This is a genomic window from Streptomyces sp. NPDC037271 (assembly GCF_055603605.1).
Genome location: NZ_JBVJVN010000003.1, coordinates 404,590 through 427,867, shown reverse-complemented (window position 1 = coordinate 427,867; position 23,278 = coordinate 404,590). Strand labels below are relative to the sequence as shown.

Sequence of the window (23,278 nt, the reverse complement as noted above, 5' to 3'; positions counted from 1 at the left end):
CGGACGTGAGGCCGGCCGACGGGTCACGTCCTGTCGATATGTACGTTCGTCGACTTCACTCGGGCGGTGGCCTCCACGCCGACCTCCAGACCGAGTTCCTCCACCGCCTCCCGGGTCAGCAGGGAGACGAGCCGGTGCGGTCCCGCCTGGATCTCGACCTGGGCGGCGACGTCGCCGAGCTTGATCGCGGTCACGATCCCCGGGAAGGCGTTGCGGGCCGAGGTGTACGGGGTCTCCCCGTCGGCGCCGTCGGAGCGGGCGAGGTCCACCGAGAACGCGGCCAGGTCGCGCCCGTCGACGAGTCGCCGTCCGCCCTCGTCGCGGTGGGTGGTGAGCCGGCCCGCGTCGGCCCAGCGGCGGGCGGTGTCCGGGCTGACGCCGAGCAGCCGTGCCGCCTGGCCGATCGTGTAGGACTGCATGCCGGTCACGATAGGCCGCGGCAAGGGAACGGTGGACGTGGGGTTGGCCGTTGGGTATGACGCGATATAGCGTTAGTTCGTGGCAGTGGTGGGGTGCTCACCTGGCACCCCGCCCCGGGGAGATCGGGGTGGAGCGATGACGGTGTTGCCCTCGCGAGTCGGCGAGTCGCCCGGCCTCCGGGCCTCGCACGCGGACCGGGACCGGGTCGTGGACGTGCTGAGCGGCGCGGCCGGGGCCGGTCGGCTGACCGCCGAGGAACTGGACGAACGGGTGGGGGCGGCGCTCACCGCGCGGACGCTGGGAGAGCTGGCCGTCCTGACCGCCGACCTGCCGGTGGTGCCGGGCGAAGGCCCGGTCGCCGAGGTGAAGGATGTCGTCCGCATCCAGCAGGAGGGGGCGTCGACCCGGCGTGGCGACGGCTGGGTGGTGCCCCGGCGGTTGGAGATCCGGTCGGTCTGGGGAGAGGTGACACTCGACCTCACCCGGGCCGTGATCGCCCACGACACCCTCCACATCGACCTCGACATGCGCGCCGGGATGCTGAAGCTCGTGACCCGGCCCGGCGTCGTGGTGGACACCGACTCACTGGTGGCGAGGTACGCCGAGGTGAAGGTACCGCGCGCCGTCGGCACCGGGACGCCCGTGGTGCTGCGGGTGCGGGTCACCGGAGAGATCAGCTGGGGGCAGGTCGTGGTGCGTTCGCCGAGGCGCCGGTTCGGGCGAAAGGCGTAGAGACACGGCTTCCCGCGGGCACGGTGGGTCATTCCGGACCGCAGGGCGTGAAGACCGTCAGCGCGGTCCCGCGTTCGACGCGGTCGCACAGGCGGTGCGGCGCCGTCGCTCAGCTCAGCGCAGCGCAGCGCAGCAGTGGGCCTGACGCGGCCGACGTCTGCGCGTCCTCGCCGAGGGGCTGCCGCGGGTCCGGCGTGCCGATCGGTACTCCGGGACGCGGTCCACGGTCCGTAACCCAGCCGGTCCGTCGGTGCGGACGAGTCGGTACGCAACAGGTGGCGTAGGTGGCGGACGGCTGGCCGGCCGGTGCCCGCGAGATCTGGGCCGGGCCGTGCCGGTGACCCGGTCGGCCAGGAAAGGCGGGGGTGAGCGGCCCGGCAGCGAGGCTCAACGCGCTGTTCGGCACACGCGGTCGGCGACCGTCGTACGGCGTGTCGTCGAGTCGGGGCCCTGGGGCGGTGTAGGGCCGCGGGGCGGGGCGGCGGTCCTTGGCGGGGTCCGACGTGCGCTTCGTCGTGCTCTCAGCGGTGCCGAAGAGAACCTGCGTCGTCGCGGCGGGGTCGGCACTCCTGTCGCCCCGCCCAGGACGCCGTAAGAGATCCGTCAATGCGGCACAGAGCACCGTATGGGACCCGTCAACGGTGGTCGTATCCGGTCGGACGAGGGGTTTTGCTCGGAGCGTCCTAGTCGCAACCGAACCTCACTCCAGGAGCTCACGATGGCCGATGCGGCCTTCGTCGTCACCACGATCGCGGTCTTCGCGCTGGTGGCTCTCGTCGCCAAGGGGGTGACGAAGCTGTGACCGCCGAGAACCTCGTCGGCCTGCTCGTGGCCGTCGCCCTGCTGGGCTATCTCGTCCTCGCCCTGATCTTCCCGGAGAGGTTCTGAGAGCCACATGGGTCCCATAGCCGCCGGCGTGCTCCAAGCGCTGGCCCTCATCGGCGCACTGGCGATCGTGCACGCACCCCTGGGCACCTACATGGCCCGGGCCTACTCCTCTCCCAAACACCTGCGGGTCGAGAAGTGGATCTACAAGGGCATCGGTGCCGATCCGGAGACGGAGATGCGCTGGACCGCGTATCTGCGCGGCGTGCTCGCCTTCTCCTTCGCCGGCGTCCTCTTCCTCTACCTGCTTCAGCGCGTCCAGGGCGTCCTGCCTGGCTCGCTCGGCTTCGACTCCGTGGAGCCGGCGCAGGCCTTCAACACCGCCGCGTCCTTCGTGGCCAACACCAACTGGCAGTCGTACTACGGCGAGCAGACGATGGGCCACGTCGTGCAGACCGCCGGCCTGGCCGTGCAGAACTTCGTCTCCGCGGCCGTCGGCATGGCGGTCGCCGTCGCCCTCGTCCGGGGCTTCGCGCGCGCCGGCACCGGGGAGCTGGGCAACTTCTGGTCGGACCTGGTGCGCGGGGTCACCCGGGTGCTGGTGCCGCTCGCCGTCGTCGGCGCGCTCGTGCTGGTCGCCTGCGGGGTGATCCAGAACTTCTCCGGTATCCACGAGGTCGGTCAGTTCATGGGCGGCTCGCAGCAGTGGAACGGCGGCGCCGTCGCCTCGCAGGAGGTCATCAAGGAACTGGGCACCAACGGCGGTGGCTACTTCAACGCCAACAGTGCGCACCCCTTCGAGAACCCGACGCCGTTCACGAACCTGTTCGAGATCTTCCTGATCCTGCTCATCCCGGTCTCCCTGACCCGGACCTTCGGCGTCATGGTCGGCTCGGTGCGCCAGGGCTACGCGATCCTCGCGACCATGGCCACCATCTGGATCGGCTTCGTCGCCCTGATGATGTGGACCGAGTTCGCCCACCACGAGGGCGCGCTGCGGATCGCCGGCGGCGCCATGGAGGGCAAGGAACTGCGCTTCGGGGTCGGCGGCTCGTCGATCTTCGCGGTGACCACCACGCTCACCTCCACCGGCGCCGTCGACTCCTTCCACTCGTCGTACACCGGGTTCGGCGGCGGCATCACGATGCTGGGCATGATGCTGGGGGAGATCGCACCCGGCGGTGTCGGATCCGGGCTCTACGGCATGCTGATCATGGCGGTCATCGCGGTCTTCATCGCGGGGCTCATGGTCGGGCGAACGCCCGAGTACCTCGGTAAGAAGATCGGCCCCCGCGAGATCAAGCCGGCGGCCGTCTACATCCTGATCACTCCGGCACTGGTGCTGGTGTTCACCTCGCTCTCGATGGCCCTGCCGACCCCGCCGAACTCGATGCTCAACCCCGGCGCCCACGGCTTCTCCGAGGTGCTGTACGCCTTCACCTCCGCCGCGAACAACAACGGCTCGGCCTTCGCCGGCCTGAACGCGAACACCGACTGGTTCAACACCACGACCGGGCTCGCGATGCTGCTCGGCCGCTTCCTGCCCATGGTGTTCGTCCTGGCCCTGGCCGGCTCGCTGGCCGGGCAGCAGCCGGTGCCGGCCACCGCGGGCACCCTGCGCACCGAGAAGCCGTTGTTCACCGGCCTGCTGGTCGGCGCGATCCTGATCATCGTCGGTCTCACCTACTTCCCGGCGCTGGCCCTGGGGCCGCTGGCCGAAGGGCTGGCGTGATGACCCGTCCCCTGCAGAAGACCCGCAGCCAGAAGACCCGCAGCCAGAAGACCCGAGGCCAGAAGGCCCGAGGCCAGAAGACCCGCATCCCCAAGGCCCGCATCCCCAAGGCTCGTATACAGAAGCACGAGGACTCCATGTCCACAGCCACCGAGAACCGGGCGCCGCACAGCGACGTACCCACCGGCCGGCCGCCCGCCGAGGGCCGGGCCGGCGCGGGGCTCTTCACGCCCGCGCAACTGGTCGCCTCGCTGCCCGAGGCGTTCCGCAAGCTCGATCCGCGGGTGATGGTCAAGTCGCCCGTGATGTTCGTGGTGTGGATCGGCTCGGTGCTGACCACCGTCTTCTCCTTCACGGACCCGGGGGACCGGTTCGGGTGGACCATCAGTGCCTGGCTCTGGCTGACCGTGCTCTTCGCCAACCTGGCGGAGGCCGTCGCCGAAGGCCGGGGCAAGGCGCAGGCGGACACGCTCCGCAAGGCCAAGACCGACACGGTCGCCCGCCGGGTCGACGGGAGTACCGTCCCCGGCACCGAGTTGCGCGTCGGCGACCTGGTGGTGTGCGAGGCCGGAGACGTCATCCCCGGTGACGGCGACGTCGTCGAAGGCGTCGCCTCGGTCGACGAGTCGGCCATCACCGGCGAGTCGGCGCCCGTCATCCGGGAGTCGGGCGGTGACCGCAGTGCCGTGACCGGCGGGACCAAGGTCCTCTCCGACCGCGTCGTCGTGCGGATCACCACCGAGCCGGGCGAGACCTTCATCGACCGGATGATCAACCTGGTCGAGGGCGCGGCACGGCAGAAGACGCCGAACGAGATCGCGCTGAACGTCCTGCTGGCCTCGCTGACCATCGTCTTCCTGCTGGCCTGCGCCACGCTGACGCCCTTCGCCCACTACGCGGGCACACGGCTGACGCTGGTCGTGCTGGTGGCGCTGCTGGTCTGCCTGATCCCGACCACCATCGGCGCCCTGCTCTCCGCGATCGGCATCGCGGGCATGGACCGCCTGGTCCAGCGCAACGTCCTGGCCATGTCGGGCCGCGCCGTCGAGGCGGCCGGGGACGTCTCCACGCTGCTGCTGGACAAGACCGGCACGATCACGCTGGGCAACCGGCGGGCGGCGGAGTTCGTGCCGGTGCGCGGCACGACGGAGGCCCAGGTCGCGGACGCCGCGCAGCTCTCCTCGCTGGCCGACGAGACGCCCGAGGGCCGCTCGGTCGTCGTCCTCGCCAAGGAGGGGTACGGGCTGCGTGAGCGGCATCAGGGCGAGCTGACCGGCGCCGAATGGATCACGTTCACCGCACAGACCCGCATGTCCGGCGTCGACGTCGACGGCCGGAGGATCCGCAAGGGCGCGGCCGGGTCGGTGATGGCCTGGGTGCGCGAGTGCGGCGGCGAGGTCGCCGAGGAGACGGAGCGGCTGGCCGACGGCATCTCCGCGGCGGGCGGTACACCGCTGCTGGTAGCCGTGGAGGACGGCGACGGCGCCCGCGTCCTGGGGGTGATCCATCTGAAGGACGTCGTCAAGCAGGGCATGCGGGAGCGGTTCGAGGAGCTGCGGCGCATGGGCATCAAGACCGTCATGATCACGGGCGACAACCCGCTGACGGCCAAGGCGATCGCCGACGAGGCGGGTGTCGACGACTTCCTCGCGGAGGCCACGCCCGAGGACAAGATGGCCCTGATCAAGCGGGAGCAGGCGGGCGGCAAGCTCGTCGCGATGACCGGCGACGGCACCAACGACGCGCCCGCGCTCGCGCAGGCCGATGTCGGGGTGGCGATGAACACCGGCACGTCGGCCGCCAAGGAGGCCGGCAACATGGTCGACCTCGACTCCGACCCGACCAAGCTCATCGAGATCGTCGAGATCGGCAAGCAGCTCCTCATCACCCGGGGCGCGCTCACCACGTTCTCCATCGCCAACGACGTCGCCAAGTACTTCGCGATCATCCCGGCGCTGTTCGCGGCGGTCTACCCCGGCCTGGACAAGCTCAACATCATGCGCCTGTCCTCGCCGGACTCCGCGATCCTGTCGGCGGTCGTCTTCAACGCACTGATCATCGTCGCGCTGGTGCCGCTCGCCCTGCGCGGCGTGCGGTACAGGCCGATGAGCGCGGACCGGATGCTCCGGCGCAACCTCGCGGTCTACGGAATCGGAGGGCTGATCTCCCCCTTCATCGGCATAAAGGCCATCGACATGCTCCTGTCCCTCATCCCCGGAATCGGTTGACCGCCATGAACAACTCGGTATCGAACACCGGCCGGTTGCTCGGGGCCGGCCTGCGCGCCCTCCTCGTGCTGACCCTGGTGACCGGCGTCCTCTACCCCCTGGTGGTCACCGGCGTCGCCCAGGCCCTCTTCCACGGCAAGGCGAACGGCTCGCAGGTCTCGGCGGACGGCCGCGTCGTGGGCTCCTCGCTGATCGGGCAGTCGTACCACCTGCCGCTGAAACCCGGTCAGGAGACTCCGGACCCGGACCTCAAGTGGTTCCAGGGCCGCCCCGCCAACGGACTCGGGGAGAACACCGTCAACACCCAGTACCGGCTCATCCTGTCCGGCGCCACCAACCTGGCCGCCGACAACCCGGAACTCGTCGAGCAGGTGAGGGCGGCGCAGGCCGCCGTCATCAAGGACAACTCGGTGCCCGGACACACCGTCGAGCGGTCGGACATCCCCGCCGACGCGGTGACCTCCTCCGGCTCGGGGCTGGACCCGCACATCTCCCCGCGCTACGCCGGCCTGCAGATTGCCCGGGTCGCCCAGCGGAACGGCCTGCCCGTCGCGGAGGTACGGGGGCTCGTCGACCGGCACACCGAGGGCCGCACCCTCGGCTTCATCGGCGAGCCGCGGGTGAACGTCCTCGAACTGAACATCGGCCTCGAGAGGCTCATGAAGAAGAGCTGAGCGGGATCGCCGGCATCGTACGGCGCGGTACGGGCGGGCGGGAGCCGACGGCACGAGGAGGTCCCGGGGGCCGCCGGCTCCCGCACCGCGCGGCACGGCCGTCGTACCGCATGCCTTGGCATGTCCGCGTGCCTGTCGAGTGTCCGCACGCCCGCACGCCCGCGTGCCCTTCGGTCGCGACGGCCGTGTCAGGGGCACCGCGCAGCAGGCGGCGCCGTGCTCGAGCGGAGCACGAGTTCCACCCGCGGTGATTCCGGCTGCTCGTCGCGAGCCGGACGGAGCCGTACGGGCGGCGGGGCTTGCATGTCGGCGAGCGGCTGCCGCACGGTCGTCAGGGGCGTGGCCGACCGGCGGACCTCCGGAAGGTCGTCGAAGCCGACGACGCTCCAACGTTCCAGTCCCGCGGCTGTCGTCTTCCGGGAACCGGGTGGCCGGGCGGGGGTGGGCGTTCCTGCGCCTGGAACACCGCGCCATGACCGCGAGGGCACGGTGAACCACGTGGAGTGACCGGCGCCGGACACGCGTTGGGGCCGGTTCGCAGAGGTGTCTGCGGGCCGGCCCCGTGGTTCACCGGGCGCAGTGGTGACACGCCGCCCGGCCCGTGCTCAGGCGGCGGCCGTCAGGCCCGCTCCGACGGGGCGGTGCGGGGCGATGGCCCGGCCGTCCGGCAGGAGCTCACCGGTGTCCTCGAAGAGGACGACACCGTTGCACAGCAGGCTCCAGCCCTGCTCCGGGTGGTGCGCCACGAGGCGGGCGGATTCCCGGTCGGCGGAGTCGACTGAGGGGCACGGTGGCTGGTGCTGACACATGAGTGGGGTCTCTCGGTCTGTTGTCGCGGGTGCGTTCGCTGTCTTGGCTGTCTCGCGGCGTGAAGCGTCGTTCATGGCCGCCCCCCGTTGTATTGGTCGGTCCTGACCCAGTGTTGCCCCACGGGCGTCGATCCGCAGGTATTTCGCAGCACCGCTTCTCACAGGTTGATGACGCACCACCCGCGCGGACGGTTCATCTCAACTGCACTGTCATTTCGGGTGGTTCGACATGGCCGGATGAGGCTAGTCCGCGCGGGTGGGTGAGCGGGGCGGGTCAGGCGGGGGAGCGCAGCAGCCGGGTCGGCGTCACCCGGTGGGTGAGCACGGGCAGCAGTTCGGAGACCCGGTGCGGCCGGTGGGCCGCGATGCCGGGAGGGGCCGGTGCCAGCGGTACCAGCAGGTCGGTGGCAGCGGGGTGTCCGGCGGCGGCGTCCGCGGTGCAGTCGCCGTGCAGCCACAGCGTGAGCATGTACAGCCCGGGAACCGACAGCAGACGCGGCTGGTAGGCCTGGGGGACCGACTCGGCCTGGCGCAGCGCGCGCTCGGTCGAGGCGACGTAGGGGCCCTCGAAGAAGCGTGAGAACGCCCAGCCGTCGGGGGTCAGCATGGTCTCCGCCGCCGCCACCGCACGGTCGCCGCAGCGGATGAGGAACCGCCACCCGGTCAGTCGAGTCGCCGTCACGCCCTCCGCCGTGATCCCGTCCAGGACGTGCACGGGCAGCGGTAGTTCGGGCGTGGCGGGGCCCTGGGTGCCGAGCAGGGAGGGAGTCCGGGCCTCGCGGACCGCGGTGGGAGAGGAGAGGGCGGTGAGGACGGAGCGCAGGGCGGGCGCGGGAGCCGGGGGGACATGCAGGGGCATGATGGGTCGCCTCTCATTCGAAGGCACGGTGGCGCGAGGGCGGAGCGGGGCGGACGACGCTGTCAGCTCACGGGGCTGGGGAGGCAGGGGCCGGGTCCGAGAACCGAGAAGGGGGCGAGGCCTGCCGCGCGTCAGCTCGGCGGCAGGATCCATCGACCGTGGGCGCCGGTCGTCTGCCTTGTCCGCGGAGTTTATACGACATGTGTTCAGACTGTGTTTCGACTAGCCGATTCCGGCAACCAGTACAAGGTTGCATTCGGTCGTCGATATGCGGGAATCCTCCGGATTTACGACCGGGTGTACGACGATGACCTCGGGGAATGTTCACCAAGCGGTCGGCCAATTGTCGTCGGCGTTTTTCACGAGTTACCGGGCAGGGAGCTGATCGACGTGCCATGCCCGGTGAATGTGCCAGTGGTCACATCGGCACAGAGTAGCGGGTGCCGGGCCGGTCCGGGGACGTTATCGATCGCTTCGGCTGGGCATCATCCCACCTGACCGGCCACCGGCGGCCGGATCTTCGACGCGCCGCTTCTAGAAGGGACTCTTCCATGGGGGAGAAGGTCGTGGCAGGTCAGTTCGACCTGTCCGATCGCCAGCGCTACCGCGAGAAGCTCCAGCGGTGCCTGACGGGCCTGGAGCGGCTTCTGGCGGAGAAGCGGTTCGATCGCCCGAAGAACCTGATGGGGCTGGAGATCGAATTGAATCTCGTCGGTGCCGACGGGATGCCGAAAATGTTGAATGCGCAAGTCCTCGAACGCATCGCGAGCCGCGACTTCCAAACAGAACTCGCCATGTTCAACCTGGAAGTCAACATTGCCCCACATCGACTGGGCGGCCGGGTATTCGACCGCCTCGCCGAGGAGATCCGTACGGCACTGGCATATGCGGACCGAAAGGCCGGCGAGGTCGACGCGAGCATCGCGATGATCGGGATTCTGCCGACACTGGACCGGGACGACCTGGTCTCCTCCAATCTCTCCGCCGTCGATCGCTATGCCCTGCTCAACGAGCAGATCGTGGCCGCCCGCGGCGAGGACTTCACCCTCGACATCGAGGGGGTCGAGCGCCTGACCTGCACCTCCAAGTCCATCGCCCCCGAGGCCGCCTGTACCTCGGTGCAGTTGCACCTCCAGGTCACCCCGGACCGTTTCGCCGATGTGTGGAACGCGGCCCAGGCGGTCACCGCCGCGCAGATCGCCGTCGGCGCCAACGCGCCCTTCCTGTTCGGCCGCGAGCTGTGGCGCGAGTCGCGCCCCCCGCTGTTCCAGCAGTCCACCGACACCCGCCCGCCCGAGCTCCAGGCCCAGGGCGTCCGACCGCGCACCTGGTTCGGCGAGCGGTGGGTGACCTCGGCGTACGACCTGTTCGAGGAGAACCGGCGCTATTTTCCGGCGCTCCTGCCGATCTGCGACGACGAGGACCCGCTGGAGGTCCTGGACGCGGGCGGCGTGCCCTCGCTCTCCGAACTCGTCCTGCACAACGGCACCGTCTACCGCTGGAACCGCCCCGTCTACGACGTCGCCGACGGTGTCCCGCACCTGCGCGTGGAGAACCGCGTCCTGCCCGCCGGCCCCACCGTCACCGACGTCATGGCCAACGCGGCCTTCTACTACGGCGTCGTCCGCGCGCTCGCCGAGGAGCCCCGGCCGGTATGGACCCGGCTGCCGTTCGAGGCCGCCGCCGCCAACTTCGAGGCCGCGTGCCGCCACGGCATCGACGCCCGCTTCGAATGGCCCCGGCGCGGCCGGCTGGGCGGCACCACCGAGGTCGACGCCGCCGTCCTCGTACGCGACGAGCTGCTGCCGCTCGCCGAGGCCGGGCTGGACGCGTGGGGCGTCGAGCCCGCCGACCGGGACCTGTACCTCGGCGTGATCGAGGAGCGGTGCCGGCGCCGGGTCAACGGCGCGTCCTGGCAGGCGGCCACCTTCCACCGGGCGCTGGAGGCCGGCCTGTCCCGGGAGGCCGCGCTGGCCGCCACGACCCGCCGCTACGTCGAGCTCATGCGCGAGGGCCATCCCGTACACCTGTGGCCGGTGGGTCTGCCGGAGCCGGCGCGGCTGGGCTGATCCCCGCCACGACCGCCGGCCCCGCCCCCGCCGCGCACCGCCTCACACTGATCGGGCAAGCTGTGACGTCCCAGCTGGAGGCAGGTGTGCATGGCGGAGGCGGGCCCGGTGGACGATTCGTTCCCTCAGAAGCCAGTTCGTGGCGAGAAGCCGGTCGGTGACGACCAGCCGGTTCGTGGGGAGAAGCCGGTCGGTGGGGAGAGGCCGGTCGGTGGGGAGAGGCCGGTCGGTGGGGAGAGGCCGGTTCGGGAGAGGGCGGTTCGTGGGGAACCGGTTCCTCGGGAGCGGCTCTCGCGACGGACCCTGCGTGACGAGACGCTGCTCGTCCTGGCGCTGTCGCTCGGCGCCAGCGGGGTGTCCGCCCTCATCAGCTTCATCGGCTCGGTCACCCGTCCCGGCGGGCTCAAGGACCAGGCGGCCACCCTCAACGCCTCCGCGGCCCCGGGCCGTCCCTGGCTGGACCTGGCGTGGCAGCTCTTCGGGATCACCACGGCGCTCGTCCCGGTCGCCCTCGTCGCGCACTTCCTGCTGCGGGAGGGGCGGAGCCTGCGCACACTCGGCTTCGACCGCGGCCGTCCGTGGCCGGACCTGGGCCGCGGGGCCGCCGTCGCCGCAGTCATCGGCAGCACCGGCATCGCCTTCTACCTGGCCGCACGGGGCCTCGGCTTCAACCTCACCGTGGTGCCCGAGGCCCTGCCCGACGTGTGGTGGAAGTACCCCGTGCTGATTCTGTCGGCGGTGCAGAACTCCGTCCTGGAGGAGGTCATCGTCGTCGGCTACCTGCTGCGCCGGCTCGACCAGCTCGGCTGGAGTCCTGGCGCGTCACTGGCGGCCAGCTCGGTGCTGCGGGGGTCGTACCACCTCTACCAGGGCATCGGCGGCTTCATCGGCAACATGGTGATGGGCGTGGTGTTCGTGTACCTCTACCGCCGGTGGGGGCGCGTGGGTCCGCTGGTGGTGGCGCACTCGCTGCTCGACATCGGGGCCTTCGTGGGCTACGCGCTGCTGGCCGGGAAGGTGGACTGGCTGCCGACGGCGTGAAGGGGAGCGGGCGGCGCGGGCGCCTCTCGCCCACGCCCCTCCACGGGGTCAGACCAGCAGCTCTCCGTCGATCACCGTCACCGCGTGCCCGCTCAGCAGTGTGCGTTCACCGCGCAGTTCCGTGCGGACGCGGCCGGAGCGGGGCGAGGCCTGCAGCCCGGTGAGGTCGGGGCGGCCGAGGCGCTCGGACCAGTACGGCGCGAGGGCGGTGTGGGCGCTGCCGGTGACCGGGTCCTCGTCGATGCCGACGTTCGGGAAGAAGCAGCGGGAGACGTAGTCGTAGCCACGGGCGGGGTCCTCCGCACGGGCGGTGGCGATGACGCCGCGCGCGGAGTGGGCCGCCAGCGCCTTGTGGTCCGGCGTCAGGCCGTGGACCGTCTTCTCGTCGGAGACCTCGATCAGCAGGTCCCCCACGTCCGGACCGGTGTCGAGGACGGCGCGGGGTTCGGCGCCCAGGGCCTCGGCGACGCCCGCGGGCGGCTCGACCCGGGTGAGCGGCGCGGTAGGGAAGTCCAGGGTGATCGAGCCGTCCTCGCGGGGCGTCGCGACGAGGACGCCGCTGCGGGTGGCGAACCGCACCGGGCCTTCGTGGGCGCCGGTGGTGTGCATGACGTGGGCGGTGGCGAGCGTGGCGTGGCCGCACATCGCGACCTCCGTGGCCGGCGTGAACCAGCGCAGCGCCCAGTCGGCCTCGCCGCCGTCGGGCAGGCGGTGGGCGAACGCGGTCTCGGCGTGGTTGACCTCCAGGGCGACCCGCTGGAGCCGGTCGTCGTCCGGGAAGGCGTCGAGGAGCAGGACCCCGGCGGGATTGCCGGCGAAGGGCCGGTCGGTGAAGGCGTCGACGATTCGGATGCGCATGCTCCGACGCTAGACGCTCCGCGGAGCCGCGGACCAAGGCCAATGCGCGAGTGCTGGACCGGTTTTGTGACGGGAAGCAGGTGCGGGGCGTGCGGCGGTCCGGTTCACCAGGGCGGACCGTCGGTCGGGAGTGAGGCGTCCGCCGGACGGACCGTCGGTCGGGAGTGAGGCGTCCGCCGGGACGGACCGTCGGTCGGGAATGAGGCGTCCGCCGGGCGAGAGCGTGCGGCGGGATCCCGCGAACGCGCCTGCTCCGTCGGCTCATCGACGAGCCTCGCACAGCCGGCGGCGACAGAGACGTACGACTTCCGGAGCACGGCGCCCCTTTGCAAAGGGCTTGTCAGTCGAAACGTTCCGATATATCGTTGAAGCATCGTGATCGATCAACGACTGGATGGAGTGATGGCGATGCACAGCCACGGATACGAGCGTGGGCACGGCGGACACGGCCGCGGAGAGGGTGGCCCCTTCGGTCACGGCGGCTTCGACGGCCGGCGTGCGGCCTTCGGCCCCTTCGGGCCGGGCGGCCCCGGCGGCGGTCACGGCGGCGGCCCCTTCGGGCCGGGCTTCGGTCATGGAGGGCCCTGGGGCGGCCGGGGACGTGGCGGTCCGAGGGGAAGGGCGCGGCGCGGCGACGTACGGGCGTCGATCCTGGCCCTCCTGAAGGACCGGCCGATGCACGGCTACGAGATGATCCAGGAGATCGCCGAGCGCAGCGGCGGGGCGTGGAAGCCCAGCCCCGGTTCGGTGTACCCCACGCTCCAACTGCTGGAGGACGAGGGGCTGATCGCCAGCGAGAGCGAGGGCGGCAAGAAGCTCTTCGCGCTCACCGAGGCGGGCCGCACCGCGTCCGAGGAGGGTCCGGAGGCGCCCTGGGAAGAGGCCTCGCGGGGCGTCGACTGGGAGGCCCTGAACGACATCCGGCAGGCCGGCTTCGGGCTGATGGAGGCGTTCGGCCAGGTCTGGAAGACCGGCAGCAAGGAACAGCGGGAGAAGGCGCTCGCCGTCATCGGTGACGCCCGCAAGAAGCTGTACCTGATCCTCGCCGACGAGGACTGACCCGGACGGACGGAGTGGCCAGGTGCCCCGCGGAGCGATCCGCGGGGCACCTTCGCGTGCGGGCCTGCTCGGCCGGCCCGCCTCGGACACGTACGGGCAGCCGTGGACGGCGATCGGTGCCGCGGGCGGGCACCCGCTTCACATGCCCCGGTCGGACGCGCGGCGGAACGCCTCGGTCGCCGGGGAGAGCGCGACAAGGCGGCGCGCGCCCGGGAGGACGAAAGGGCTTGATCTCATCCGTAAGGAGGAGATTCCGGTCGGCTGGGTAGCCTCTGCGCGGGATGCCGAAATGCTCCCCTTCGGGGATGACCCGGTCCCGAGGGACTGATGAGCTAGGGGTGTGCAATCCCGTATCCCCCGGCAGTCGGCCGGCGAGCAAGGCGGCCGGCGCCCGGTCGGCACCGACGCCGATGCCCCGTTCCGCGCGGAACTGGCGTCGGTGGTCTCCGGGGCCCGTCGCAGAGCCGTGCGGGACGGAGACCGGCAGATCGACACGGCCCACCTGCTGCACTCCCTCCTGGAGTACGACCCCGAGGCGCGTACCGTCCTCGGCGAGGGGGCGCGGGTCGCCCGGCTCCTCGGCTACCTCGTGCAGCGCAGCATCGGCTACGGCCTGCGCTGGCAGGCCGCCGTCGAGGACTCCGGCGCCGTACCCGTGGTGACCGGTGCCGCAGGGTTCTCGCCGCTGGCCGCCGCGGCCATGGAAGCCGCCCGCGCACGCGCCGAACGGCGCGGGGCGGCCGGGGCCTGCGGCGTCGACCTGCTCGCCGCCCTCGTCGCAGACCCGCAGGCGCGTGCCGTCGAGGTACTCGCCCGTGCCGCCGTCGAGCCACAGGCCGTACTCGCCCGGGTGGACGACCACTTCGAGGCGACGGCCTGAGCCCGCCCCGGCTCGCCCTCGGTCGTGCCGTGGTCGTGTCCAGTCGGCGAGACAGGGGTCATTGGAGGTGACGGTCATGTCGTCCCCTGTCATCATGTGCCGGTGCATACGTCTGACAGCGCTCGCGGCAGCCGCGGAAAGGGCGCCGGGCTCGGCCTGGCGCTCGCGTCCGCGGTCGCCTTCGGAGGTTCCGGGGTCGCGGCGAAGCCGCTGATCGAGGCGGGACTCGACCCGCTCCACGTGGTCTGGCTGCGCGTGGCCGGCGCGGCCCTGGTGATGCTGCCGCTCGCCGTGCGCCACCGCGCCCTGCTGCGCCGCCGCCCCGGGCTGCTCGCCGGGTTCGGGCTGCTCGCCGTGGCCGGTGTACAGGCCTGCTACTTCGCCGCCATCTCCCGTATCCCCGTGGGCGTCGCCCTGCTCGTCGAGTACCTGGCACCCGCCCTCGTCCTGGGCTGGGTGCGGTTCGTGCAACGACGGCCCGTGACGCGGGCCGCGGCGCTCGGTGTGGTCCTCGCGGTCGGCGGGCTCGCCTGCGTGGTGGAGGTCTGGTCGGGGCTGCGCTTCGACGCCGTCGGACTGCTGCTCGCGCTCGGCGCGGCCTGCTGCCAGGTCGGCTACTTCGTCCTGTCCGACCAGGGCAGTGACGCCGGTGACGAGGCGCCCGACCCGCTCGGCGTCATCGCCTACGGCCTGCTCGTCGGGGCCGCCGTGCTCACCGTCGTCGCCCGCCCCTGGTCGATGGACTGGTCCCTGCTCACCCACACCGTCCCGATGGACGGCACACCCGTCGCCGCCGCCCTGCTGCTGGCCTGGATCGTGTTCATCGCCACGGTCCTCGCCTACGTCACCGGCATCGTCGCCGTGCGCCGCCTCTCACCGCAGGTCGCGGGCGTCGTGGCGTGCCTCGAAGCGGTCATCGCGACCGTCCTGGCCTGGGTGCTGCTCGGCGAACACCTGTCGCCCCCGCAGATCATCGGCGGCATCGTGGTCCTGGTGGGCGCCTTCATCGCCCAGTCGTCGACGCCCGCGAAAGGCTCCCCGGACCCCGTGGCGGGCGGCGGAGGGGAAAGGGAGTTGTCCAGCCGGGAAACGGCGGCCTAAGGTGCTGATCATGCATTCCGACGCACTCGTCCTCCCGCCTCCGGCCGCCTGAGGCGGGCCCCTGTGACCAGCCCGGCGCGCTGTCGCCGGGCCGGACGGTGCTGCCCGCAGACGCAGTCCTCGCGCCTCCGGTCCTTCCGGGGCCGCTTCGAACTCCCGCGCCCCGTGCGCGTCTGCGGAGAGAACTCGTGTCGAATGCCGTGTCGAATGCCGTCTCCGGCCTGCCCGTCGGGCGTGGCCTCCTCTATCTGATCGTCGCCGGTGCCGCCTGGGGCACCGCCGGTGCCGCCGCCTCGCTGGTCTACCGGGCCAGCGACATGGGGCCCGTCGCCCTGTCGTTCTGGCGGTGCGCGGCCGGGCTCGTGCTGCTGCTCGCCGTCCATCCGCTGCGCCCGCGGGCGCGCACGGCCGTACGCGAGCCGTTCGCCCGCAAGGCGCTGCGGGCCGTCGTCACCGGCCTCGGACTCGCGGTGTTCCAGACCGCCTACTTCGCCGCGGTGCAGTCCACCGGGCTGGCCGTGGCCACCGTCGTCACGCTCGGCGCGGGCCCGGTGCTGATCGCGCTCGGCGCGCGCCTCGCCCTCGGGGAGCACCTGGGCCGGGGCGGGGCCGCCGCCGTGGTCGGTGCGCTCGCGGGACTCGTGGTGCTCGTCCTCGGCGGCGGAAGTACGACCGTCCGTCCGTCGGGCGTGCTCCTCGCACTGCTGTCCGCCGCCGGGTACTCCGTGATGACGCTGCTCACCCGCTGGTGGGGACGGGACGGCGGGGCGGACGGCGCCAGTACGTCCGTCGGGGCCTTCGCCGTCACCAGTCTCTGCCTGCTGCCGTTCGCCCTCGCCGAGGGCCTGGTGCCGCACACCGCCGAACCGGTCCGGCTCCTGTGGCTCCTGGCGTACGTCGCCGCCGTCCCGACCGCCCTCGCCTACGGGCTCTACTTCGCCGGCGCGGCCGTCGTCCGGTCCGCCACCGTCTCCGTGGTCATGCTGCTGGAGCCGGTCAGCGCGGCGGTCCTCGCCGTCCTGCTCCTCGGGGAGCACCTCACGGTGGCGACGCTCGCCGGCACCCTGCTGATGCTCGGCTCGGTCGCGGGGCTCGCGGTGGCGGAGACCCGGGAGGCGCGGACGCGGTCGGCGCCGGCGTGACGGCGGGGGCCTCTCGGCGGGAGAGGCCCCTTTTCCGGCAGGGGCGGGACCGTCAGCCGCCCCTGCCGGCGAATCCGTCGCAAGGTCGCCGACCGGAGCGACCGCCACAGCGGCACGCCCCTTGCGCACTGCTCTGCCGGGACACGCGCCGGGCACGCGCCAGGGCGCGAGCCGGGACGCGAGCCGGGACATGCGCTCAGATCGCGGGCCCCGGGGCACTCTCCTGGCCGCCGTCGGACGGATTCGCCGACGTCACAGGGCCGACAGGTAGTCGGGCACGCCGGTGCCGGAGGCCAGGTCCGGGTCGGCGACCGGGGCGTCGTAGCCCTTGCGCAGCGGGACGAGGCCGGCCCAGTGGGGGAGGGCGAGATCCTCGGGCTCGTCGTTCACACCGCCGGTGCGGAGCTTGGCGGAGACCTCGTTCAGATCGAGGCGGATCACGGCGGTGGCGGCCAGCTCCTTCTTGCTGGCCGGCCGGGAGTCGCGGGAGCGGCCGGGGACGACGTGGTCGACCAGGGCGTCCAGGGCCGTGCGCCTCTCCTCCGGGTCCGTCACCTCGTACGCGGTGCCGTGCACCACCACCGACCGGTAGTTGATCGAGTGGTGGAACGCCGAGCGGGCCAGCACCAGCGCGTCCACGTGCGTCACCGTCAGGCACACCGGCAGCCCCGGGTCGGCCGCGCCCGTCATCCGCAGGGGGCGCGAGCCCGTCGAGCCGTGTACGTAGAGCCGCTCGCCGACCCGGCCGTAGAGCGTCGGCAGCACCACCGGGGCGCCGTCGCGGACGAAACCGAGATGGCAGACGTACCCCTCGTCGAGTATCGAGTGCACCAGTTCCTTGTCGTAGGAGGCCCGGTCGGGGGAACGGGTGGGGACGGTGCGGTCGGTGGGCGGGTAGGCGGTGCCGGGCTGCGACGGCGTGTGCGTCTCCGTGGTCCCCTGCATGGCGCTCTCCATTGCACTAGTGCATAATTGACTTTGTGCTAGGAGAGTATCGGATCACAGGGCGGGGCGCAGCGGAGATTTCCGCGAGCGTCGAGCGTGCGGTGGGCTCCGGGGAGCTGAAGCCGGGGCAGCCACTGCCGCCGATGCGGGAGTTGGCCGAACGGCTGGGCGTGAACCCGAACACGGTCGCCGCCGCCTATCGCACCTTGCGTGAGCGCGGGGTCATCGAGACGGCCGGGCGCCGGGGCAGCCGGGTGCGCGCGAAGCCGGCCACCACCGGGCGCGAATTCATCAGGGTCGAGGTGCCGGAGGGCGTGCGCGACGTGTCCGCGGGCAACCCGGACCCCGGGCTGCTGCCCGCGCTGGGACCGGTGTTCGCCGCGGCGGCCGAGCAGGGCGACCGGGAACCGGTGCTGTACGGGGACGACCCGGTGGAGCCGGACCTGGTGCGCCGCGCGCGGGCCGAACTCGACGCCGACGGGGTGCCGGACGGGCCCGTGGCCGTCACGTCAGGGTCGCTGGACGCCATGGAGCGGGTCCTGACGACCCACCTCAGGCCGGGCGACGCCGTCGCCGTCGAGGACCCGGGCTGGGGCAGCCTCCTCGACCTCGTCCCCGCGCTCGGCCTGCGCACGGTCGCCGTCGGGGTCGACGACGAGGGGCCACTGCCCGACGACGTACGCAGGGTCCTCGAGGGCGGCGCCCGCGCCCTGGTCGTCACGGACCGCGCGCAGAACCCGACCGGCGCCGCGGTGAGTGCCACGCGCGCGCGTGCCCTGCGGTCCGTGCTGCGCGACCACCCTCGGACGCTGCTGATCGAGGACGACCACGGTCACCGCATCGTCGACCTGCCCCTGCATCCGCTCGCCGGTACCACGCACAGTTGGGCCTTCGTCCGCTCGGCCGCCAAGGCGTGCGGCCCCGACCTGCGCCTCGCCGTCCTCACCGGGGACGCCGTCACGCTCGACCGGGTCCGCGGGCGGCAGCGGCTGGGCCCCGGCTGGGTCAGCCGTATCACCCAGCGGGCGGTGGCCCGGCTGTGGGCGGACGGCGCGGTGGACGCGCACGCGGTGGCGGCGGAGTACGGGCGGCGCCGCGACCGGCTCCTCGGCGCCCTCGCCGAACGCGGGGTCGCCGCGCACGGACGCAGCGGCATGAACGTGTGGATCCCGGTGCCGGACGAGACGGGCGCTGTTGCCCGGCTGCTGCACGCCGGCTGGGCCGTGGCGCCGGGCGCACGCTTCCGCGTGAGCGCCCCGCCCGGCATCCGGATCACGGTCTCGACGCTGACGGAGGGCGACATCGGGCCTCTCGCGGACGCGGTCGCGGCTGCGGTCGGGCCAGGGGCGGGAGCGGGGCCGGGGCAGCTCCGGAACTATGTCTGACGTGCGCGTTCCACCCGGCTGCGCCGCCTCGTTCCGGGCTGCGGCGCGGAGGACGGGCCCCGGGTAGGGCCTTTGGGGTGTGCGGCCGGCCGCCGGGCGGGTGGTGGTTCGCCCGTACACGCCGCTCGCGGGCGGGCGGCCGCGACAGGTGATCGGGCGCCGACCGGGCTTCGGTGGTTGGGGTTAGGCCGGGTTCTGGTGGTGGCTGGAGGTGGCGGCTGGGGCTCGGCCGGTTCCGGTGGCGGCTGGAGCCGGTGGCTGGACTTCGGCCGGGTCCCGGTGGTCGCCGGGGGCGTGCGGGTGGTTCGTTCGGAGATGTGCGGCCCGCGCGGCCGGCCGGGGCGGCGTGGTGGCGTGGTGGCCGTCCCCGGGGTCGGCTGCGGTCGTCGGTCGGTGGAGCGTGCCGGTTCGCCGGTTGGGCCGGCGGCAGTCGCGGGAGGTGCCGGGGGTCTGCCGGCCGCCCACGACGGTCCGGTCGGCGCGGGCCGCGGGGCCGGTCCGGGGCCGTGCCGAACCCGGTGCGCGCGACGGGCCGGCCGCCCGGGGCCGCCCGCCTACGCCGTCGCCTTCTCACGCACTCGCGACCGGCGCGTCCGCTCCTCCGCCGTGCCGTCATCGCCGGCCGAGCGGGCCGAGTCGACTGTGTCGGCCGGGCCGCCTGTGCCGGTCGTGGCATCCGTGCCTGCCGCGGCGCCAGTGCCGTCGGTGGCGCTCGTGCCCACCGTGACGTTCATGGCGTCGTTCCGGGCTGTGCCGCCCGTGCCGCCCGTGGTGGACTTCGGCCGTGCCTGTGTCAGCGCCGCGCCCGCGAGGACGATCAGCGCGCCGACCGGTGTCGACCAGGACAGCGACTCGCCGAGCAGCGCGATGCCCGCGGCCGTGGCGATGACCGGGGTGAAGTAGGTGACCATCTGGGCCGTCGTCGGGCCGACCTCGGCGACCAGGTCGTACTGGATCAGGAAGGCGAGCCCGGTGCCGAGGACGCCCAGCGCCACGACAGCCAGGAGCGGGAGCACCGGAAAGCTGCTCGGCACCGAAGTGAAGAGCGGTGTCACGACGGCCAGTTGCAGCGTGGCCAGGAGCAGCTGGGCGCCGGTCAGGGAGAGGTGGGAGTGGCTGGAGCCGGCCAGTGTGCGGCGGACGTAGATCCAGCCGATCGGATAGCTGAGCGAGGCCAGCAGGGCCAGCGCCGTGCCCGTGACGTCCAGGCCGTGGAAGCCCTGCCAGACGCCCAGGACCGTCAGGACGCCGAGGAAGCCGATGCCGAGGCCTGCCACCCGCCGCCGCGTCGGCCGGTCCTCGGAGAGGGCGACCAGCGACAGGGCCATGCCCCACAGTGGCGAGGTCGCGTTGCAGATGCCCGCGAGCGACGACGGGATCGTCAGCTCCGAGAAGGCGAACAGGGAGAACGGCAACGCGTTGAGCAGGAACCCGGCGACCGTCAGATGCACCCAGGTCAGCGCCCCGCGCGGCAGTCGCTCACGCTTCACCGCCATCGCCACGGCGACGACCGCCGTGCCGAACACCAACCGCCCCAGTGTGACCTGGAACGGGGCGAAACTCTCGGTGCCCACCTTCATGAAGAGGAAGCTGAAACCCCAGACGAGGGAGAGGAGTCCGAAGCGCAGCCGCCAGTCGAGGGCGCGGAGGGACGGGGAGGAGGTGTCGCTACTGCTCATGGAGGCAACGATGGTACAGCCATCCTTGTAGCACAATCGAGATTTCGCACCGGATATCTCGTAGCATCACTTACATGTTGAACCTGGAGCGCCTGCGTACCCTCGACGCCCTCGCCCGGCACGGATCGGTGAGCGGCGCCGCCGCCGGCCTGCACATCACCACCTCGGCCGTCTCCCAGCAGATGGCCAAGCTGGAGCGCGAGGCCGGCCAGCAGCTGCTGGCCAAGAACGGACGGGGTGTACGGCTCACGGACGCGGGCCGGCTGCTCGCCGAGCACGCGGCCCGCATCCTCTCCCAGGTAGAACTCGCCCAGGCCGACCTGGAGGCGCAACGCGGCCAGGTGGCGGGCGAACTGAGGCTGTCGGCGTTCCCGACGGCCGCCCGCGGACTCTTCCCCGCGGCACTGGCCACCCTGCGCGCCGGGTACCCCGCGCTGCGCATCCGCTCCTGCGAGCTGGAGCCGGAGCGCGGCGTCAACGGTGTGGTGCGCGGCGACCTCGACCTGGCCGTCGTACTCGACTGGTACAACAAGCCGATGCCGCTGCCCGACGGCCTGGTCAAGGCGCCGCTCCTGGACGATCCCGCCGGCGTGGCCCTGCCGGTCGGCCACCGGCTCGCGGGCCGGGGCGAGGTGGACCTCGCGGAGTTCGCCGAGGACGAGTGGATCACGTGGGGAGAGGGCGAGTTCTGTCACGAATGGCTGATGTTCACACTGCGCTCGAAGGGCATCGAGCCGGTCATCGGCCATCGCGCCGCCGAGACCCACACCCAGCTCGGGCTGGTCGCCGCGGGGCTCGGTGTGTGCATCGCCCCGTTGCTCGGGCGCCATCCGATGCCCGAGGGGGTCGTCACCGCGCCACTGAAGCAGCGGGTGCGCCGGCACGTGTACGTCGTCTGGCGCGCGGACGCCGACCGCCGCCCGTCGATCCGGGCGGCGGTGGAGGCGTTGCGGACGACGGCGAGGGAGGTGGCGGAGGCGGGGCAGACGGGGTGAGCGATCACCCCGACGCCAGTGTGCGAAGGCCCGGGAGACGGCCTTCCCGGGGGGCAGACGCAGACGGGCGTGCCGGCCGTCGTGCGCCATCTCCTCCGGACCGGAATTCCTGCGGACGGAATAGCCTCCTCGGGACGGCGAGTTCGGCACACAGCCCGCCGGTGCGCGGCGCCTCGCCCACGAACCGCTGGCCGGACGTCGTCATGATCTTCCGGTCCCGGTGCTGCGGCACCGTCATCCGGCCAGCTGGATCGAGTCCCCGCTGACCGTGATCTGCACGGCGGGCAGCGGCTTGGTCGCCGGACCGCTCTGCACGCTGCCGTCGGTGATCGAGAAGTTGCTGTTGTGGCAGGGACAGTTGATGACACCGTCGGACACGCTCTTCACCGCGCACCCCTGATGGGTGCATGTGGCGGAGAACGCCTTGAACTCGCCCGCCGAGGGCTGCGTGACCACCACCTTCCGGTCGGCGAAGACCTTGCCGCCGCCTTCGGGGATGTCGGCGGTCGCCGCGAGCGCGGCTTCGGCGTTCGCGCCACCTCCGGAACCGCCGCCGTCCGCCTCCTCGGAGGCGGGAGCCGAGGGAGCGGCGCCGGTGCCGTCCGAAGCGTCGTCGTCCGAGCCGCCGCACGCGGTCAGCGCGACGGCGAGCCCCGCCGCTCCGGCCGCCGCCACGACGGTACGACGGGCCGGTCCTGCGGGGTGAAACGATGCGCTGGTCATGCTGGGGTTCCCTTCCGGGGTGGATGCGTGATGATCTGCCGAGAGGTACGGCCCCGGGACACATGCTGTTCAGACCGTGCCGAGATGTTGTCGCGCCGGCGGTCGGGCGGGCGTAAAACAAGGCTGTCGTTCGGCTGTCGGCGGGGCTGCGTCCCTGGTGGCGGCCGTACCCGTCAATCTCGGCGGGGCACTGCGGATGAGGTCGCGGTCGTGGCGGTGGGTCGGCGCCCGGGGCGCCCGTGGGATGCGGGCGGGGGGTGAGGACCGGGTCACGCGCGTCGGTCTCGCCTCAGGCTGAAGCGCGGTCCCGCAGCCCGTAGAAGCGGATCGGCGAGTTCGGCCGGAAACCGATGCGCGGGTACACGGGTGCCCCGGCCTCCGTCGCGTGCAGGGTGGCACGGGTCAGACCCGTGGCCCGCCCGCCCTCGTGCAGCGCCTTCCTGGTGACGGCCTCGCCGTAGCCCCGCCGCTGCCACTCGGGGTCCGTGGCGACGAGCGCGACGAAGAGACGGCCCTCGGCCGCCACCGCTGCGGCGCAGGCGACCGGGACACCGTCGCGCAGGCCGAGATAGGCGTGCACGTCGTTCTTCCAGAGCGCGGAGCCGGCGAGCCCGTCGCGGCCCTCGTCCAGGTCGAAGCCGTAGGCACGCGAGTTGAGGTCCGCGTAGGCGGTCAGCTGGTCGTCGGAGCGGACGCGCACGAACGTCAGGTCGGGATGGACCGGATCGGGGACGGGAAGCAGGTCCCCGGCCATGCCGGTGCCGGGGAAGGCGAGCCGGAGCCCCGCCCGCCCGGCCGCGTCGTCCAGGACCGCCCGCGCCCCGTCGTCCAGGAGGTCCTCGAAGAGCCAGAGGAAACCGGGACGCCGCTTGGCGCGCATGATGTCCGCGGCCTCGGCCAGGCGCCGTTCCACGAGTTGCGCGTCGGCCTTCACGTCGGTCAGCGTGACGCAGTTCCAGAAGGCGAAACGGCAGTCCGCCCAGCGGACCGCGATGCCCGGAAGGTCACGTACGTCGGCATCCGGGGCACGGTCGAGGACCATGGTCCGCCAGACCGTGGCGAGTTGCTCCACCGATTCGATCGAGTCCGCGAGATCTTTCACCGAAACTCCTCAAACGTCGC

22 protein-coding genes and 1 pseudogene are annotated in these 23,278 nt (G+C 72.3%); 14 read left to right on the top strand and 9 right to left on the bottom strand.

What is annotated here, in order from left to right:
* Positions 1–23: 23 nt before the first annotated feature.
* Positions 24–419, bottom strand: coding sequence for a TOBE domain-containing protein (locus ACZ7G3_RS09740; protein WP_470924510.1), 396 nt, complete (start codon positions 417–419; stop codon positions 24–26).
* Between the two features lie 136 nt (positions 420–555).
* Here ACZ7G3_RS09740 and ACZ7G3_RS09735 point away from each other — a divergent pair, with 136 nt between their 5' ends.
* From ACZ7G3_RS09735 to ACZ7G3_RS09710, 6 genes are all read left to right on the top strand, one after another.
* Positions 556–1,152 carry a DUF1707 SHOCT-like domain-containing protein gene (locus tag ACZ7G3_RS09735; RefSeq protein ID WP_470924508.1) on the top strand — a complete coding sequence of 199 codons (597 nt, stop codon included), beginning with the start codon at positions 556–558 and terminating at the stop codon, positions 1,150–1,152.
* Between the two features lie 625 nt (positions 1,153–1,777).
* A complete protein-coding gene (locus ACZ7G3_RS09730) occupies positions 1,778–1,954 on the top strand; it encodes a hypothetical protein (protein ID WP_426598634.1) in 177 nt (58 codons plus the stop codon).
* The gene (gene kdpF, locus ACZ7G3_RS09725; RefSeq protein ID WP_426598633.1) at positions 1,951–2,040 is read left to right on the top strand and encodes a K(+)-transporting ATPase subunit F; all 90 of its coding nucleotides are present in this window, start codon (positions 1,951–1,953) and stop codon (positions 2,038–2,040) included. Before ACZ7G3_RS09730 ends, kdpF begins: the two co-directional genes overlap by 4 nt.
* 7 nt (positions 2,041–2,047) lie before the next feature.
* On the top strand, positions 2,048–3,709 hold the full coding sequence (gene kdpA, locus ACZ7G3_RS09720; protein ID WP_470924505.1) for a potassium-transporting ATPase subunit KdpA: 1,662 nt from the start codon (positions 2,048–2,050) through the stop codon (positions 3,707–3,709).
* 137 nt (positions 3,710–3,846) lie between these two features.
* A complete protein-coding gene (gene kdpB / locus ACZ7G3_RS09715; RefSeq protein ID WP_470924554.1) occupies positions 3,847–5,937 on the top strand; it encodes a potassium-transporting ATPase subunit KdpB in 2,091 nt (696 codons plus the stop codon).
* 5 nt (positions 5,938–5,942) lie between these two features.
* Positions 5,943–6,611 carry a potassium-transporting ATPase subunit C gene (locus tag ACZ7G3_RS09710; RefSeq protein ID WP_470924503.1) on the top strand — a complete coding sequence of 223 codons (669 nt, stop codon included), beginning with the start codon at positions 5,943–5,945 and terminating at the stop codon, positions 6,609–6,611.
* Positions 6,612–6,799: 188 nt separating this feature from the next.
* Here ACZ7G3_RS09710 and ACZ7G3_RS09705 read toward each other — a convergent pair.
* The 3 genes and pseudogenes from ACZ7G3_RS09705 to ACZ7G3_RS09695 form a co-directional block, all read right to left on the bottom strand.
* Positions 6,800–6,997: pseudogene (locus ACZ7G3_RS09705) on the bottom strand (LacI family transcriptional regulator); the annotation flags it as partial.
* Between the two features lie 219 nt (positions 6,998–7,216).
* Positions 7,217–7,420 carry a DUF5999 family protein gene (locus ACZ7G3_RS09700; RefSeq protein ID WP_426598630.1) on the bottom strand — a complete coding sequence of 68 codons (204 nt, stop codon included), beginning with the start codon at positions 7,418–7,420 and terminating at the stop codon, positions 7,217–7,219.
* A gap of 274 nt (positions 7,421–7,694) precedes the next feature.
* Positions 7,695–8,279 carry a hypothetical protein gene (locus ACZ7G3_RS09695; protein WP_470924501.1) on the bottom strand — a complete coding sequence of 195 codons (585 nt, stop codon included), beginning with the start codon at positions 8,277–8,279 and terminating at the stop codon, positions 7,695–7,697.
* Between the two features lie 551 nt (positions 8,280–8,830).
* On the opposite strand from ACZ7G3_RS09695, the gene ACZ7G3_RS09690 reads away from it, so the two are divergent.
* Positions 8,831–10,348, top strand: coding sequence for a glutamate-cysteine ligase family protein (locus ACZ7G3_RS09690; RefSeq protein WP_426598628.1), 1,518 nt, complete (start codon positions 8,831–8,833; stop codon positions 10,346–10,348).
* Positions 10,349–10,438: 90 nt separating this feature from the next.
* Positions 10,439–11,389, top strand: coding sequence for a CPBP family intramembrane glutamic endopeptidase (locus tag ACZ7G3_RS09685; protein ID WP_470924499.1), 951 nt, complete (start codon positions 10,439–10,441; stop codon positions 11,387–11,389).
* Between the two features lie 48 nt (positions 11,390–11,437).
* On the opposite strand, the gene ACZ7G3_RS09680 is transcribed toward ACZ7G3_RS09685, so the two are convergent.
* Complete coding sequence (locus ACZ7G3_RS09680) at positions 11,438–12,247, bottom strand: PhzF family phenazine biosynthesis protein (RefSeq protein ID WP_426598626.1); 810 nt, start codon at positions 12,245–12,247, stop codon at positions 11,438–11,440.
* Positions 12,248–12,655: 408 nt separating this feature from the next.
* Here ACZ7G3_RS09680 and ACZ7G3_RS09675 point away from each other — a divergent pair, with 408 nt between their 5' ends.
* From ACZ7G3_RS09675 to ACZ7G3_RS09660, 4 genes are all read left to right on the top strand, one after another.
* Positions 12,656–13,306: a PadR family transcriptional regulator gene (locus tag ACZ7G3_RS09675; RefSeq protein WP_426598625.1), complete on the top strand. Its 651-nt coding sequence runs from the start codon at positions 12,656–12,658 to the stop codon at positions 13,304–13,306.
* A 340-nt stretch (positions 13,307–13,646) separates the two neighbouring features.
* Positions 13,647–14,186, top strand: coding sequence for a Clp protease N-terminal domain-containing protein (locus tag ACZ7G3_RS09670; protein WP_470924497.1), 540 nt, complete (start codon positions 13,647–13,649; stop codon positions 14,184–14,186).
* A 96-nt stretch (positions 14,187–14,282) separates the two neighbouring features.
* A complete protein-coding gene (locus tag ACZ7G3_RS09665; RefSeq protein WP_470924495.1) occupies positions 14,283–15,287 on the top strand; it encodes an EamA family transporter in 1,005 nt (334 codons plus the stop codon).
* Between the two features lie 200 nt (positions 15,288–15,487).
* A complete protein-coding gene (locus ACZ7G3_RS09660) occupies positions 15,488–16,429 on the top strand; it encodes a DMT family transporter (protein ID WP_426598659.1) in 942 nt (313 codons plus the stop codon).
* Positions 16,430–16,681: 252 nt separating this feature from the next.
* Here the strand turns inward: ACZ7G3_RS09660 and ACZ7G3_RS09655 are convergent, their stop codons facing one another.
* Positions 16,682–17,374 carry a pyridoxamine 5'-phosphate oxidase family protein gene (locus ACZ7G3_RS09655; RefSeq protein WP_470924493.1) on the bottom strand — a complete coding sequence of 231 codons (693 nt, stop codon included), beginning with the start codon at positions 17,372–17,374 and terminating at the stop codon, positions 16,682–16,684.
* A gap of 35 nt (positions 17,375–17,409) precedes the next feature.
* On the opposite strand from ACZ7G3_RS09655, the gene ACZ7G3_RS09650 reads away from it, so the two are divergent.
* Complete coding sequence (locus tag ACZ7G3_RS09650) at positions 17,410–18,759, top strand: aminotransferase class I/II-fold pyridoxal phosphate-dependent enzyme (RefSeq protein WP_470924491.1); 1,350 nt, start codon at positions 17,410–17,412, stop codon at positions 18,757–18,759.
* Positions 18,760–19,313: 554 nt separating this feature from the next.
* Here the strand turns inward: ACZ7G3_RS09650 and ACZ7G3_RS09645 are convergent.
* On the bottom strand, positions 19,314–20,438 hold the full coding sequence (locus tag ACZ7G3_RS09645) for a DMT family transporter (RefSeq protein ID WP_470924489.1): 1,125 nt from the start codon (positions 20,436–20,438) through the stop codon (positions 19,314–19,316).
* Between the two features lie 74 nt (positions 20,439–20,512).
* On the opposite strand from ACZ7G3_RS09645, the gene ACZ7G3_RS09640 reads away from it, so the two are divergent.
* Positions 20,513–21,433, top strand: a complete 921-nt coding sequence (locus tag ACZ7G3_RS09640) for a LysR family transcriptional regulator (protein WP_426598619.1) — start codon at positions 20,513–20,515, stop codon at positions 21,431–21,433.
* A 234-nt stretch (positions 21,434–21,667) separates the two neighbouring features.
* Here the strand turns inward: ACZ7G3_RS09640 and ACZ7G3_RS09635 are convergent, their stop codons facing one another.
* Positions 21,668–22,156 carry a Rieske (2Fe-2S) protein gene (locus ACZ7G3_RS09635; RefSeq protein ID WP_426598618.1) on the bottom strand — a complete coding sequence of 163 codons (489 nt, stop codon included), beginning with the start codon at positions 22,154–22,156 and terminating at the stop codon, positions 21,668–21,670.
* A gap of 289 nt (positions 22,157–22,445) precedes the next feature.
* Positions 22,446–23,258, bottom strand: a complete 813-nt coding sequence (locus ACZ7G3_RS09630; RefSeq protein ID WP_470924487.1) for a GNAT family N-acetyltransferase — start codon at positions 23,256–23,258, stop codon at positions 22,446–22,448.
* Positions 23,259–23,278: the final 20 nt, after the last annotated feature.

Bases quoted from the DNA above. Each gene is read 5' to 3' on its own strand.
- ACZ7G3_RS09740 (WP_470924510.1), bottom strand. From the start codon at position 419: ATGCAGTCCTACACGATCGGCCAGGCGGCACGGCTGCTCGGCGTCAGC.
- ACZ7G3_RS09735 (WP_470924508.1), top strand. From the start codon at position 556: ATGACGGTGTTGCCCTCGCGAGTCGGCGAGTCGCCCGGCCTCCGGGCC.
- ACZ7G3_RS09730 (WP_426598634.1), top strand. From the start codon at position 1,778: ATGGGACCCGTCAACGGTGGTCGTATCCGGTCGGACGAGGGGTTTTGC.
- kdpA (WP_470924505.1), top strand. From the start codon at position 2,048: ATGGGTCCCATAGCCGCCGGCGTGCTCCAAGCGCTGGCCCTCATCGGC.
- kdpB (WP_470924554.1), top strand. From the start codon at position 3,847: ATGTCCACAGCCACCGAGAACCGGGCGCCGCACAGCGACGTACCCACC.
- ACZ7G3_RS09710 (WP_470924503.1), top strand. From the start codon at position 5,943: ATGAACAACTCGGTATCGAACACCGGCCGGTTGCTCGGGGCCGGCCTG.
- ACZ7G3_RS09700 (WP_426598630.1), bottom strand. From the start codon at position 7,420: ATGTGTCAGCACCAGCCACCGTGCCCCTCAGTCGACTCCGCCGACCGG.
- ACZ7G3_RS09695 (WP_470924501.1), bottom strand. From the start codon at position 8,279: ATGCCCCTGCATGTCCCCCCGGCTCCCGCGCCCGCCCTGCGCTCCGTC.
- ACZ7G3_RS09690 (WP_426598628.1), top strand. From the start codon at position 8,831: ATGGGGGAGAAGGTCGTGGCAGGTCAGTTCGACCTGTCCGATCGCCAG.
- ACZ7G3_RS09685 (WP_470924499.1), top strand. From the start codon at position 10,439: ATGGCGGAGGCGGGCCCGGTGGACGATTCGTTCCCTCAGAAGCCAGTT.
- ACZ7G3_RS09680 (WP_426598626.1), bottom strand. From the start codon at position 12,247: ATGCGCATCCGAATCGTCGACGCCTTCACCGACCGGCCCTTCGCCGGC.
- ACZ7G3_RS09675 (WP_426598625.1), top strand. From the start codon at position 12,656: ATGCACAGCCACGGATACGAGCGTGGGCACGGCGGACACGGCCGCGGA.
- ACZ7G3_RS09655 (WP_470924493.1), bottom strand. From the start codon at position 17,374: ATGCAGGGGACCACGGAGACGCACACGCCGTCGCAGCCCGGCACCGCC.
- ACZ7G3_RS09645 (WP_470924489.1), bottom strand. From the start codon at position 20,438: ATGAGCAGTAGCGACACCTCCTCCCCGTCCCTCCGCGCCCTCGACTGG.
- ACZ7G3_RS09640 (WP_426598619.1), top strand. From the start codon at position 20,513: ATGTTGAACCTGGAGCGCCTGCGTACCCTCGACGCCCTCGCCCGGCAC.
- ACZ7G3_RS09635 (WP_426598618.1), bottom strand. From the start codon at position 22,156: ATGACCAGCGCATCGTTTCACCCCGCAGGACCGGCCCGTCGTACCGTC.